At 67.6% G+C, this 13,169-nt stretch carries 9 protein-coding genes; 8 read left to right on the forward strand and 1 reads right to left on the reverse strand.

Annotation, left to right across the window (positions count from 1 at the left end; translation table 11 throughout):
- The first annotated feature begins 164 nt into the window (after positions 1-164).
- The 4 genes from ABB22_RS10770 to ABB22_RS10785 all read left to right on the forward strand — a co-directional run bounded on the left by ABB22_RS10770 (position 165) and on the right by ABB22_RS10785 (position 2,580).
- Positions 165-1,238 carry a 3-deoxy-7-phosphoheptulonate synthase gene (locus ABB22_RS10770; RefSeq protein ID WP_055766238.1) on the forward strand — a complete coding sequence of 358 codons (1,074 nt, stop codon included), beginning with the start codon at positions 165-167 and terminating at the stop codon, positions 1,236-1,238.
- A 151-nt stretch (positions 1,239-1,389) separates the two neighbouring features.
- A complete protein-coding gene (locus ABB22_RS10775) occupies positions 1,390-1,833 on the forward strand; it encodes a hypothetical protein (protein WP_152984128.1) in 444 nt (147 codons plus the stop codon).
- A gap of 18 nt (positions 1,834-1,851) precedes the next feature.
- On the forward strand, positions 1,852-2,112 hold the full coding sequence (locus tag ABB22_RS10780; RefSeq protein ID WP_055766232.1) for a GIY-YIG nuclease family protein: 261 nt from the start codon (positions 1,852-1,854) through the stop codon (positions 2,110-2,112).
- Between the two features lie 129 nt (positions 2,113-2,241).
- Positions 2,242-2,580, forward strand: coding sequence for a YegP family protein (locus ABB22_RS10785; RefSeq protein ID WP_055766227.1), 339 nt, complete (start codon positions 2,242-2,244; stop codon positions 2,578-2,580).
- Positions 2,581-2,649: 69 nt separating this feature from the next.
- On the opposite strand, the gene scpC is transcribed toward ABB22_RS10785, so the two are convergent.
- A complete protein-coding gene (gene scpC, locus ABB22_RS10790) occupies positions 2,650-4,164 on the reverse strand; it encodes a succinyl-CoA:acetate CoA-transferase ScpC (RefSeq protein WP_055766224.1) in 1,515 nt (504 codons plus the stop codon).
- Between the two features lie 555 nt (positions 4,165-4,719).
- On the opposite strand from scpC, the gene ABB22_RS10795 reads away from it, so the two are divergent.
- From ABB22_RS10795 to glnE, 4 genes are all read left to right on the forward strand, one after another.
- Positions 4,720-4,956, forward strand: coding sequence for a hypothetical protein (locus ABB22_RS10795; RefSeq protein ID WP_152984129.1), 237 nt, complete (start codon positions 4,720-4,722; stop codon positions 4,954-4,956).
- Positions 4,957-5,175: 219 nt separating this feature from the next.
- On the forward strand, positions 5,176-8,322 hold the full coding sequence (locus ABB22_RS10800) for a TonB-dependent receptor (protein WP_055766218.1): 3,147 nt from the start codon (positions 5,176-5,178) through the stop codon (positions 8,320-8,322).
- Positions 8,323-8,503: 181 nt separating this feature from the next.
- Positions 8,504-10,081: a tetratricopeptide repeat-containing sulfotransferase family protein gene (locus tag ABB22_RS10805; protein WP_055766216.1), complete on the forward strand. Its 1,578-nt coding sequence runs from the start codon at positions 8,504-8,506 to the stop codon at positions 10,079-10,081.
- Positions 10,082-10,129: 48 nt separating this feature from the next.
- The gene (gene glnE / locus ABB22_RS10810; protein ID WP_055766213.1) at positions 10,130-12,943 is read left to right on the forward strand and encodes a bifunctional [glutamate--ammonia ligase]-adenylyl-L-tyrosine phosphorylase/[glutamate--ammonia-ligase] adenylyltransferase; all 2,814 of its coding nucleotides are present in this window, start codon (positions 10,130-10,132) and stop codon (positions 12,941-12,943) included.
- The last annotated feature ends 226 nt before the right edge of the window (positions 12,944-13,169 follow it).

Consider the following 13,169-nt stretch of genomic DNA (forward strand, 5'->3'; position numbering starts at 1 on the left):
TTACTTTTGGTACTACTTTCCGAAGCCGCTGGCGGAGGAAGGACTGCGCTCACCCTGAAGAAACTTCAGACGCATTCCCGAAAAGCCGCCAGCGAACCTGGCGGCTTTTTTAATGCCGCCATCGCCGGGGCTATCCCCACACGAAACGACCCGGAGAACTCCACATGCCCCCCCATACCGACGACCTTCGCATCCGCAGGCTCGACCCGCTGACCCCGCCGGCCCACCTGATCTCGCTGCTGCCCTGCGACGAGCAGGCCTCGCAGACGGTGGCCGATGCGCGCGCCGCGCTGCACCGCATCCTGCACGGCCAGGAAGACCGCCTGGCCGTGGTGGTCGGCCCCTGCTCGATCCACGATCCGGCGGCGGCGATGGACTATGCCCAGCGCCTGCGCCCGCTGCGCGACGCGCTCGGCGGGGAACTCGAGATCGTCATGCGCGTGTACTTCGAGAAGCCGCGCACCACGGTGGGCTGGAAGGGGCTGATCAACGATCCTGACCTGGATGGCAGTTTCAACATCAACAAGGGCCTGCGCGTGGCGCGCGGGCTGCTGCGCGACATCAACAAACTGGGCCTGCCGGCGGGCGTGGAATTCCTCGACGTGATCTCGCCGCAGTACATCGCCGACCTGGTGGCGTGGGGCGCGATCGGCGCACGCACCACCGAGAGCCAGGTGCATCGCGAGCTGGCCTCGGGGCTGTCGTGCCCGGTGGGCTTCAAGAACGGCACCACCGGCGATGTGAAGATCGCTGCCGACGCGGTGGGCGCGGCCTCGCATCCGCACCATTTCCTGTCAGTCACGAAGGAGGGCGGCACCGCCATCGTCGCCACCCGCGGCAACCCGGATTGCCACGTCATCCTGCGCGGCGGCAAGCTGCCCAACTTCGACGCGGCCAGCGTGCAGGCGGCCAGCGAGGTGCTGGGCAAGGCGCAGTTGCCGGCGCGGCTGATGATCGACGCCAGCCACGCCAACAGCAGCAAGAAGCCGGAGAACCAGCCGCAGGTGATCGACGACATCGCCGGCCAGCTGGAAGCGGGCGAATCGCGCGTGGTCGGGGTGATGATCGAGAGCCACCTCGTCGCCGGCCGCCAGGACCTGGTCGAAGGCCAGCCGCTGGTCTATGGCCAGAGCATCACCGATGGCTGCATCGATTGGGACAGCACCGTGCAGGTGCTCGAACGCCTGGCCGAAGCGGTGCGCATGCGTCGCCGCGCGCGGCTGGAAGCCGCCGCCTGATCGGATGTGACGCCTGCACTGGCATGCACTGGCCGGTCCACGTTAGCTTACGCGGCGGGAGGCGCGATGCCTCCCGCCTGCTGTCTGGAGAGGCGTGCGCGTCCCGCCCGGCAGGAAGCCGATGACTCACCGTACAAGGGAGAAGGAAGTGATGCGTACCCTCAGTTGCGCCGTCGCCATGGCATTGATGCTGGTGCCGGGGCTGGCGATGGCCAGGAAGCAGGTCCAGGACTCGGGCAGCGGTTGCCTGCAGAATCTTTCGGTGACCGGTGGCTTCACCACCGGCAAGCAGTTCCTGGCATCGACCGACCATGAAGGCGTGGGTTACGCCGAAGCATTCCGCAAGACCGTCGCCGCGATCGAGGCCGAGGGCATGGTGTCGATCTCGCCGAACGAGCGCACCGGCTACATCGCCGCCGAGAACCCGGTGCGCGGTGGTGGCGGTTCGACCGTGCCGCTGCGCACCACCGTGCGCCGCCAGGACGACGGCAGCATCCGCGTGGAAGTGCGTTTCAGCATCAAGGGCGGGCAGATGACCTCGAACAAGGCGGTAGGCGAGGGCATGTGCAAGATCGCCGACGCCGCCAGCCTGTAAACCGCGAACGGTCGTAGCGTGGCTGCCGGCGCCTGGTTCCTGTACCTGCTCGAATGCAGCGGCGGCAGCTATTACGCCGGCATCACCACCGACGTTCAGGCCCGTTTCCAGGCCCATGCGGCGGGCAAGGGCGCGCGCTATACGCGCGCGCACCCGCCGCTGCGCATCCTCGGCGTGCGTGAGTACGCCGACCGCGCCGCCGCGTCGCGCGCCGAGTGGCAGCTGAAGCGGCAACCCCGCGACCGCAAGCTGGCCTGGCTGGAACACGGCGGCCAATGAGGTAGATTCGGGTCATGGCCGCGGCGGCTGCGCGGCCCAGCGGCCCGGTTTCCGGGCCTCCGGCCGGGGTGGGACGGCAGCGGCAAGCCGGCCGTCGCGCACCGGCAACCTCAGCAGCGGGGAAACGCGATGAAGGGTTGGTTCGAGTTGCACCGGAGCAGTGACGGGCAGTTCTATTTCGTGCTCAAGGCAGGCAATGCCGAGGTCATCCTGACCAGCGAGCGCTATACCACGCGGGCGGCGGCCGATAACGGCATCGCCTCGGTACGGACCAACAGTCCCGACGATGCGCGCTACGAGCGCAAGACGGCCAGCGACGGCCGCCATCACTTCAATCTCAAGGCGGCCAACCACCAGGTGATCGGCAGCAGCCAGCTGTATGCCTCGCAGGCCGGGCGCGAGGCCGGCATCGCCAGCGTCAAGGCCAACGGCCCGACCCAGGCGCTCAGGGACAAGACCGCCGACTGAGCAGCGCACGCCTGAAAACGCATGAAGCCCGGGAGTCCCGGGCTTCATGCATCGTGGCGGCGGAAAGCCTCAGGCCTTCATCGTGCCGGTGTCCAGCCAGCGCTGGTGCCAGGACAGCGCCTCGGGCAGCAGGTGCGGGGTGTGCTTGCCGTAGCTGTCGCGGCAGGCGCGCTCGAAGTAGTCGCTGAGCTGGTCGCGGAAATCCGGATGCACGCAGTTGTCGATCAGCGTGCGTGCGCGTGCGCGCGGCGGCAGGCCGCGCAGGTCGGCCAGGCCCTGTTCGGTGACCACCACCGCCACGTCGTGCTCGGTATGGTCGACATGGCTGACCATCGGCACGATCGAGGAGATGGTGCCGTTCTTGGCGGTGGACGGGCTCAGGAAGATCGACAGGAAGCCGTTGCGGGCGAAGTCGCCTGAGCCGCCGATGCCGTTCATGATGCTGCTGCCCATGACATGGGTGGAGTTGATGTTGCCGTAGATATCAGCCTCGATCATGCCGTTCATGCCGATGCAGCCCAGCCGGCGCACCAGTTCCGGGTGGTTGGAGACTTCCTGCGAACGCATGATGATGCGCTGCCGGTAGAAGTCGATGTCGCGCATGAATTCCTCGCTGGCCGCCGGGCTCAGCGCGAAGCCGGTGCAGGAGGCGTAGCGCAGCACGCCGCTGCGCAGCAGGTCGAGCATGCCGTCCTGGATCACCTCGGTGAAGGCCTCCAGGTCGCGGAAACCACTGCTGGCCAGCCCCGCCAGCACCGCGTTGGGAATATTGCCCACGCCCGACTGCAGCGGCAGCAGGTTGGCCGGCAGGCGGCCGCGCGCCACTTCATGCTTGAGGAATTCGATCAGGTGCCCGGCGATGCGCTGGCTGTCGGCATCGGGCGGGTTGAACGGGCTGTTGCGGTCCGGCGCGTCGGTGAGCACCACGGCGGCGATCTTGTCCGGATCGCAGCGCAGCGTGGTCTGGCCGATGCGGTCGTCGCCGCGCACCAGCGGGATCGGCTTGCGGTGCGGCGGCAGCGCGGTGCCGTAGTAGACGTCGTGCATGCCGTCGATGCCCAGCGGCTGCCACTGGTTGACCTCGATGATCACCTTCTTGGCCAGGTCCAGCCAGGTCTTGTTGTTGCCCACCGAGGTGGAGGGCACCAGCGCGCCGTCGGCATGGATGGCCGAGACCTCGATCACCGCGGTGTCGATCTCGTTGTAGAAACCGAACCACACGTGCTGGGCGACATGCGAGAGGTGGATGTCCAGGTAGTCCAGCTTGCCGGCGTTGATGCGCTTGCGCGCGTCCGGGTCGCTCTGGAACGGCATGCGCATGGCGATGCCGTCGACCTTGGCCAGCGCGCCGTCCAGCTCCGGCGCAGTGGAGGCGCCGGTGAGCAGGTTGATGCGGAACTCCTCGCCGCGCTCATGCGCCTGCTCGATGCGGCGGGCCAGGTACTGCGGCACCGCCTTGGGGTAGCCCGAACCGGTGAAGCCGCTCATGGCGACGGTCTCGCCCGGCTGGATCAGCGTGGCGGCTTGCTCGGCGGAGACGACCCGCTCGCGCAGGCGCGGGTCCAGGATGCGTTCGACAGACATGGAGACGACGGTTGCTCGTGGGAATGGCCGATTATCCCGGATGACGGCCGGGGAGGGTGTTCTACCTTCGTGGGATGGCAATATCCGGCCCGGATCTTCTGGACCGGCGGCTGCCGTCTGGCGTCTGCCGTCCATGGCCGATGCCCTTCGGGCCATCGCGGCGCGATGTCAAAAAACGCTCCTGGCGCTTTTTTTGCACTGCAGCGTGCAACTTGCCCGCCGACCCCGCAGGATCGCCCTGCATCCCGACGTGGGGGAGGGAGCAAAGCCCGCTGGCAGTTCGCTGCCAGCGGGCTTTTTATTTGGCCGTTCCGCGTCATCGCGGAACAGGCCGTGCGGCCCGATGGAAGGCACCGCGGGGATGCGTGGCCTCCGCCCCCGGCAGTTGCGCTGCGCCGGAGAGCTCGCCTGCCGCCCGCAGTGGCCCTTGCAGCATGGGGTTGTCTGCACATTCCGCTCCCGGCGTGCGGGCACGCGTGCAGACGAGCGGACTACGCGGATCATCCTGGTGAGGGCGGCTCCCTCGCGGCCGTCGCCTTGCGTCGCGCGGTGGCGATGCCGCAGGCCATCGCAACGTCCTGTCCCGGTATCGGATCGGTGGTTGACCAGCGCCGTGCCGGCATCGCCGATGGCTCCGATATGTTCCTCGACATGCATCGCGCGCCCGCGCAGCCGGACCGCGCCGATGCGGGGTGGGCGAAGGCGCGGCGCGGGCAGTCCTTCAAGCACTGCGCGTCGCAGCCACGGCGGCTGTGCAGACGGCTGAACGCAGGCGTCGTGAAGGCGTTGTGAAAAATCTCCGCAGTGAACCGGTGAATGGCTGGGCCATGTCACGTATCGATACAAATCGACACAAAAATCCCGAAGGTGAATGTGGACGGTTTTGCAAGTGCTGCATTAAGTTGTCGTTAGCCGATGGTTCAGGGTTTGTTGTGTTTCCAGCAAGGTCTGCAAGCGGCTGACGGTTTTGTCATGTGGTCTATCTCGAATTCAAAGAGGGGAAGCACAGAAATGAATCGCAAGTCGAAAGTCATACGACGCAGTGCACTGAGCCTGGCGCTGGGGTTGTGCGTCGCCGGCGGTGTGCAAGCGCAGAGCACCACCGGCACCATCTACGGCAGTGCCCCTGCCGGCCACACGATCGTCGTTTCCGGCGAAAACGGCGTCACCCGCACGGTTTCGGTGGACGCCGCAGGTAAGTACAACCTCAGTGCATTGCCCGGCGGCAACTACACCGTCATCGTGAAGGACAGCAACGGCAACACCCTGGGTCAGCGCGGCGTGACGGTGCTGATCGGGTCCGGCGCGAACGTCTCGTTCGGCAGCGACGCGGCCACGCTGGAGACGGTCAACGTCACCGCTGCCAGTGCGCCGAAGATCGACGTCACCCAGACCGACACCCGCACCGTCATCACCGCTGAACAGCTGGCACGCCTGCCGATCGCACGTTCGGTGGAAGCCATTGCCCTGCTGGCGCCGGGCGCCGCAGCCGGCAACGGCCGCTACTTCGGCAACGCGGTGTCCTTCGGCGGTTCGTCGGTGGCGGAAAATGCCTACTACATCAACGGCTTCTTCATCGGCAACCCGATGACCAACGTTGGCGGCTACAGCCTGCCGTGGGGCGCCATCGCCCAGCAGCAGACGCTGACCGGCGGCTACGGCGCGCAGTACGGGCGTTCGGCTGGCGGCGTCATCAGCCAGGTCGGCGCCAGCGGCGGCAACGATGTCCACTTCGGCGCCCAGATCGCGATCCGGCCCAAGGCCTGGCGCAGCGACTACCCGGACCGCAACTACCCGGACATGGACTTCTCGGGGGTCAATTCCAATCCCAATCTGCCCCAGGCGTGCGGTTCCGCTGGCGACCAGCAGTGCCAGTACCACTGGGCCGATCCCAGCATCGCCGGCACGCTGGCCAGCCGCAAGAATGGCGACTTCGAGCGCTCCGATACGGTGTACAGCACCTACGTCAGCGGCCCGCTGGTCAAGGACAGGCTGTTCGGCTTCGCGGCTGCCGAATCGACCCTGACCGATACCGGGCAGGGTACCGGTCCGCAGGCGGCGGAAGGAACCTGGGACAAGAGCCATACCAACGATTGGAAGCTCTACGTCAACCTGGACTGGAACATCACCGACGACCACCTGCTCGAGTACACCTACATGGGGCAGCGGACCCGTGACGGCAGGAATGTCTACGACTACGACTTCGCCAACAATTCCGTCGGCGAGCAGCGTCCGGACCTGCAGCAGGCCGTGGCCCCGGATTCGCTGAAGTTCAACATGTCGGTGCTCAAGTACACCGGCTATCTCAACGACAACCTCACCCTTGAGGCCACCTACGGTCGCAGCCGCCAGCGCTACCGTTCCATCTCGCCGGCCGCCATGGCGGGCATCCCGTCGATCACCACCGCGCTGACCGGTCAGAACCCGGCCATCACCGGCGGCAAGCCCATCACCGGCCAGGCCGGCTCCTACACCGTCCAGGGCGTGGACGCCGTCGACGACAGCTCCGGCCTGCGCGCCGACCTGCAATGGGTGGTGGGCAAGCACACGCTGACCTTCGGCGTGGACAACATGAAGTTCGAGGCCGAGAACGAAGGCCAGCACCAGCTGGCGGACGACTGGCGCTACAGCCGTTCGGGCAACAACTACTACGTGCGCAAGTTCGTGTATGACAACAACACGAACATGTCGCTGAAGCAGAATGCCTACTACCTGGAAGACAACTGGCAGATCAGCGACAACTTCCTGCTCTCGCTGGGCCTGCGCAACGACAAGTTCACCAACTACAACGGCGCCGGCCAGGCCTACGTGGAAAGCGGCGACCAGTGGGCGCCGCGCATCGGCTTTGCCTGGGACGTGTTCGGCGACTCCAGCCTGAAGGTGTTCGGCAACGCGGGCCGCTACTTCCTGGCCCTGCCCAACGCGGTGGCCGTGCGCGGCGCGGGCTCCTCGACCTACACCATCGACTACTACCGCTATACCGGCATCGACCCGGTGACGGGCGTGCCGACCGGGCTGACCCAGTACAACCACCTGGTCGCCAATGGCGAGAATGGTTCGCCGGTGGATCCCAAGACGGTGACCGCCACCGATCTGAAGAGCATGTACCAGGACGAGTTCGTGCTGGGTTTCGAGAAGACCCTCGGCGAGAAGTGGACCTACGGCGCCAAGGCGGTCTACCGCGACCTGAAGCAGGCCGTGGACGATATCTGCGATCCGTATCGCCTGGGTGACAAGGCTGGCATGACCTTCACCTCGGACTCGAACTTCGGCTACTTCTACGAGGACGACAACGACGGCTCCCTGTGGGCCAGCCCGTATTGCCACCTGGCCAATCCGAGCGGCAACACGTTCACGTTCGCGGGAATCTCCGAGGATCCCAACTCGCCGTATGGCTATTCGCAGAACGGCCAGTACAGGCAGGTCAAGATGAGTGCGGCCGACTGGGGCTGGCCGTCGCCGATGAAGCGCACCTACAAGGCCGTCGAGCTGTACCTGGAGCATCCGTTCGACGGCAAGTGGGAAGGCCGCATCGACTACGTGTACAGCAAGCTGCAGGGCAACACCGAAGGTCCGGCGAACTCGGATACCGGCCAGGGCTCGGATTCGCACGACAACGGCGTGTCGACTTCGCAGAACTGGGACGTGGCCGAGATCATGGCGTACGCCGATGGCTACCTGGCCAACGACCACCGCCACCAGATCAAGCTGCATGGCAGCTATGCGATCAACGACCAGTGGTCGGTCAGCGCCAACGGCCGCATCATGTCCGGCTCGCCGCTCAGCTGCTTCGGCTATTACAACCCCGACGGCAGCCTCGACGAGGCGTCGGATGATGCCGATCCGGTGGGCTACCGCTCGTCCTACCACACCTGTTTCGGCCAGCCGTATCCGCCGGGTTCCAAGTTCATGCCGTGGACCCACCAGTGGGATTTCGGCGTGACCTGGAAGCCCAGCGTATTCGAGGGCAAGATGGCGTTGAATCTGAGCCTGTTCAATGCGTTCAATTCGCAGACACCGACGTCCTTCGAGACCACCGCAATGGCCGACAACGGTGGCAGCCCGGCGCTTTCGTACACGGTGAACAATACCTATGGGTACATCCGGTCCTTCCAGACCCCGCGCTACATGATGTTCACCTTGTCCTACGATTACTGATCCAGCAATCGCTACCGCAAGGCTATGGCCGGCCCCGTGAGGGGCCGGCCTTTTGTTCCGCATCCCCGGGGCGCGCGGCTGCGCAGCGTGCCGGCGTTGGATTGCCGCATCCGGCCGGTCCGCAGCGCTGCGCTTGCCGCCTCGTCCCTGACATGATGCCCGCGACCGTCGAGGACGCCTGATGAACGAACTGGAAAAACTGTATGCCGATGCCGCCGCGGCGATGAACCGTGCGCAATGGCAACCTGCGCGCGAGTTGAGCGCGCGCCTGGTGCAGGCGAGGCCCGGCGACGCGAACGTGCATTTCATCGCCGGCGTGGCGGCGTCGCGGCTGCGCCAGAGCGGGCCGGCCATCGATCATCTGCGGCGGGCGACGGCCCTGGATCCGGCGCGTGCGGAACATTGGCTGGAGCTGGCGCGCGCCTTCCTCGACGGCTGGCTTGTCCGCGAAGCGGTAGCCGCCGCCGACAAGGCGTATGCATTGGGGTCCGCCGAGGCGATGGTATGGGCAAGGCTGGGCACGATCTACGGTCGCGCCCATGTGCAGGAGAAGTCGGCGGCTGCATTCGCCCGCGCCGTCGAGCTGGCGCCTGGATCGGCGGGTTACCGCTTCAATCTGGTGGTCGCGCTGATGGCCGTTGGCGACCTTGAGGGAGCCGAACGCCAATGCCTGGAATGCCTGCGCCTGAATCCCGGCTTCTGGAGGGCGTGGTTGATGCTCGCGCAGCTGTGTCGCCCGACGCCGCAGGACAATCATGTCGCGCTCATGCGCAAGCTGCTGTCCGTGCACCAGGCCGATGACGAAGCGGCGATGTTCCTGCACCTGGCGCTGGCCCGGGAGCTGGAGGGACTGGCCGAGTACCAGCCGGCGTTCGAACACCTGGCCGAGGGCAAGCGCAGGGGAAGGCTCGGCCGCCGCTATTCGTTCGAGCGCGACAGGCAGCTTTTCGATGCGTTGATGGAAATGCCGCTGCCGCCCCAGGATGAAGTGGCAGGCGACCCGTCCGTCGCGCCGGTTTTTGTCATGGGCATGCCGCGCAGCGGCACCACTCTTGTCGAGCGCATCCTGTCCTGCCATCCCCAGGTGCATTCTGCGGGCGAGCTGGAGAATTTCCCCCTGATGGTCAAACGCGCCAGCGGGAGCGCCACGCCTGCCCTGACCGACACGGACACCTTGCATCGCTCCTGCAGGCTGGACTGGGCGCAGTTGGGCAGGGAGTACATCGAAGGGACGCGCACCCTGACCGGCGGCAAACCGCGCTTCGTCGACAAGCTGCCGCACAACTTCCTCTATGCCGGCCACATCGCGCGGGCGCTGCCGAACGCGAGCATCGTCTGCCTGCGCCGGGGCGCCATGGATACCTGCCTGGGCAATTTCCGCCAGTTGTTCTCGCTGGCCTCCCCGTATTACGACTATTCATTCGATCTGCTCGATACCGGTCGCTACTACCTGTTGTTCGACCGGCTGATGCGGCATTGGGAGCGGACGATGCCCGGCCGCATCCTGCAGATCGATTACGAAGACCTGGTGGACAACCAGGAAGCGGTCACCCGGCGCTTGCTGGCGCATTGCGGCCTGTCCTGGGACGAGGCCTGCCTGCGCTTCCAGGACAATGCATCCCCGGTGTCCACCGCCAGCGCGGTACAGGTGCGGTCCCCGATGTTCCGTTCGTCGCTGCAGCGCTGGAAGCGCTATGAGGCGCAGCTCGGTCCGTTACGTGCCCTGCTGGAGGCGGGAGGCATCAAGATCGACGCCTGAGATGCCCGCCGATTCCACGCATCCCGGCTGCGATGCCAGAATCCGCGGATGACGATTCCGCCCGCTGATCTGCCCGATACCCTTGCCCCGCTGCTCGACCGCGCCATCGCCCGCCTGAAGCTGGCCGCGCCGGATCCTTCGCAATGGCCGCAGTCGCCCGGTTTCGAAGCCGGCCTGCGCCGTCTGGCGCTGGCCAGCGATTTCGCCATCGATACCCTGTGCCGGCAGCCCGGGCTGCTGGCGTCGCTGGCGCAGGGCGACCCCTTGCCGCCTCCGGTCCTGGACCCGCTGCACCCCAGCGCCTGGCCCGCGCAGTTGCGCCGCTACCGCGCCGCCGCGTCCACGCGGCTGGTCTGGCGCGACGTCAATGGCCTGGACGACGTGGATGCCACCCTGCTCGGCGCCACGCGGCTGGCCGAGGACTGCCTGCAGCTGGCGCTGGCCGCGCTGGAGCAGGAGTTCGCCCAGCGCCATGGCGTGGTGCGCGCCGAGGACGGCAGCGTGCAGCGGCTGGTGGTGTTCGGTCTGGGCAAGCTGGGCGGCGGCGAGCTGAACTTCTCTTCCGACATCGACCTGGTCTACGCCTATCCGCAGGCCGGCGAATCCGACGGCGCACGGTCGCTGGCGGCCGAGGAATACTTCGCCCGGCTCGGCCAGCGCCTGGCGCGGCTGCTGGACGAGACCACCGCCGATGGCTTCTGCCACCGCGTCGACCTGCGTCTGCGCCCGTTCGGCAGCGCCGGGCGGGTGGCGCTGTCCTTCGCCGGCATGGACCAGTACTTCCAGCGCGAGGGCCGCGACTGGGAGCGCTATGCCTGGATCAAGGCGCGCACGGTGGCCGGCGACATCGCCGCCGGCGAGGCCTGGCTGGAAACGCTGCGGCCGTTCGTCTACCGCCGCTACCTGGACTACACCGCGCTGGATGGCCTGCGCGAGATGAAGGCGGCCATCACCGCCGAGGTCGCGCGCAGCGACCGCTTCGACGACATCAAGCGCGGGCCCGGCGGCATCCGCGAGATCGAGTTCCTCGCCCAGGCGCTGCAGCTGATCCGCGGCGGCCGCGAGCCGGCGCTGCGCGAGCGGCGCCTGCTGCCGGCGCTGCGGGCGCTGGTGGAGTCCGGGCAGATGGATGCGGGCGATGGCGCCACGCTGGTCGAGGCGTACCGGTTCCTGCGCCGGCTGGAGAACCGCCTGCAGATGCTGCGCGACGCACAGACCCATCGCCTGCCGGCCGATGTGGACGACCGCGAGCGCATCGCGCTGGGCCTGGGGTACGCCGGCTGGGACGCCCTGCTGGCCGCGCTGGACGAACAGCGCCAGCGCGTGGGTACCGAGTTCGCCGCGCTGCTCGCGCCGCGCCGCGGCCAGGCTGCGCCGGATGCCCTGTCCAGCTACTGGCGCGTGCTGCCCGACGGCGGCGATGCCGTGGTACTGGCCGAAGCCGGTTTCGCCGACGCCAATGGTGCAGATCAGTCGCTGCGCGAGTTCGCGCAGTCGCTGGGCGTGAAATCGCTGTCCGATGCCGCGCGCGCGCGCCTGGACCGCGTGTTGCCGGCGCTGCTGCATGCCGCCACCCGCTCGCCGCAGCCCGATGCCGCGTTGCGCCGCGTGCTCGGCCTGCTGCAGGCGATCCTGCGCCGCACCAGCTATCTGGCGCTGCTGGACGAACAGCCCAGCGCGCTGACCCGGCTGGTCAACGTGCTGGCGCGCAGCGCGCTGCTGTCCGAGCGGCTGGTGGCGTTCCCGCTACTGTTGGACGAACTGCTGGATACACGCGTGGCCGGCCCGTTGCCGGACGCGCAGGAAATGCGCGATGCCTGCGCCACGGCGCTGGCGATCGACGATCCCGAAGCGGCGCTGCGTGCGCTCAACGAAGTGCGGCTGGCGCTGAGCTTCCGCATGGCGCTGGCCTTCCACGATGGCCGCCAGCGCGCGGTGGATTGCACGCGGCAGCTGGCGCAGCTGGCCGACGCCGTGGTGGACACCGTGCTGGCGATGGTGCGCGCCGACCTGGCGGCCGCGCACGGACAGGTGCCGGGCGGGCGCTTCGCCATCATCGGCTACGGCAGCCTGGGCGGGCTGGAACTGGGCTTCGGCTCGGACCTGGACCTGGTGTTCCTGTACGACCACCCGCGCGAGGCCGAGGAAAGCGACGGCCCGCGCCCACTGGAAAGCAGCCGCTGGTTCGCGCGGCTGGCGCAGAAGGTGATGGCCTTGTTGTCGGCGGTCACTGCCGCCGGGCGCCTGTACGACATCGATGTGCGCCTGCGCCCGGATGGCGGCAAGGGCGCGCTGGTGTCCTCGCTGGCCAGCTATACCGAATACCAGCGCGAGCGCGCCTGGACCTGGGAGCACCAGGCGCTGGTGCGCGCCCGCGGCGTCGCCGGGGACGCCGGCCTGCTTGCCGGTTTCGAGCAGGTGCGCGGCGCCACGCTGGGGCGCACGCGCGACGCGGACACCCTGTTCGGCGACGTACTGAAGATGCGTGCGCGGATGCGCGCCGAACTGGATCGCAGCGATGCGGCGCGGCTGGACCTGAAGCAGGGCGCCGGTGGGCTGGTGGACCTGGAATTCCTGCTGCAGACCGGCGTACTGGCCGGTGCGGCACGCGATCCGGCGCTGTGCGGGCCGCGCGAAACGCCGTGCCTGATCGATGCCCTCGCCGCCAGCAACTGGCTGTCGGCCGAAACCGCCCGTGTCCTGCACGACGCCCACGCCACCCTGCTCGATGCCGGCCTGTCCTGCACGCTGGACCGGCGTCCGCGCATCACCGTGCCCACGCCGGAAATCGAAACCGCCTGCGCGGCGATCACTGCCGCGGCGGTCGTGCAGGGGCTGCCGTTCGAGCCGGGCGCGCGTTGAGCCGCCAGCCCAGGCCTGTGGTGATGCAAGGCGGATGCAGGAGCGCACTTCAGTGCGCGATGAGGCTTTCCCGGTGAAGCTCCGCGCGCACTGAAGTGCGTTCCTGCAGGAAGGCGCAGGGCCGTAGCTTCCACTGCGCGCTCAAACAGTGCCGGGCAACAGTCGGCGCCCACTACAAAACCCGCAAACCCACGACGGCGAAGCGGTTCGTTTCAGCGCTGGCTTG

Origin of the sequence: Stenotrophomonas nitritireducens (assembly GCF_001431425.1) — a bacterium.
Lineage (GTDB): Bacteria > Pseudomonadota > Gammaproteobacteria > Xanthomonadales > Xanthomonadaceae > Stenotrophomonas > Stenotrophomonas nitritireducens.

Coding starts and splice junctions, on each gene's coding strand:
- ABB22_RS10795 (WP_152984129.1), top strand. CDS start 4,720: ATGCCGCAGGCCATCGCAACGTCCTGTCCCGGTATCGGATCGGTGGTT.
- ABB22_RS10770 (WP_055766238.1), top strand. CDS start 165: ATGCCCCCCCATACCGACGACCTTCGCATCCGCAGGCTCGACCCGCTG.
- scpC (WP_055766224.1), bottom strand. CDS start 4,164: ATGTCTGTCGAACGCATCCTGGACCCGCGCCTGCGCGAGCGGGTCGTC.
- ABB22_RS10805 (WP_055766216.1), top strand. CDS start 8,504: ATGAACGAACTGGAAAAACTGTATGCCGATGCCGCCGCGGCGATGAAC.
- ABB22_RS10775 (WP_152984128.1), top strand. CDS start 1,390: ATGCGTACCCTCAGTTGCGCCGTCGCCATGGCATTGATGCTGGTGCCG.
- ABB22_RS10800 (WP_055766218.1), top strand. CDS start 5,176: ATGAATCGCAAGTCGAAAGTCATACGACGCAGTGCACTGAGCCTGGCG.
- ABB22_RS10785 (WP_055766227.1), top strand. CDS start 2,242: ATGAAGGGTTGGTTCGAGTTGCACCGGAGCAGTGACGGGCAGTTCTAT.
- glnE (WP_055766213.1), top strand. CDS start 10,130: ATGACGATTCCGCCCGCTGATCTGCCCGATACCCTTGCCCCGCTGCTC.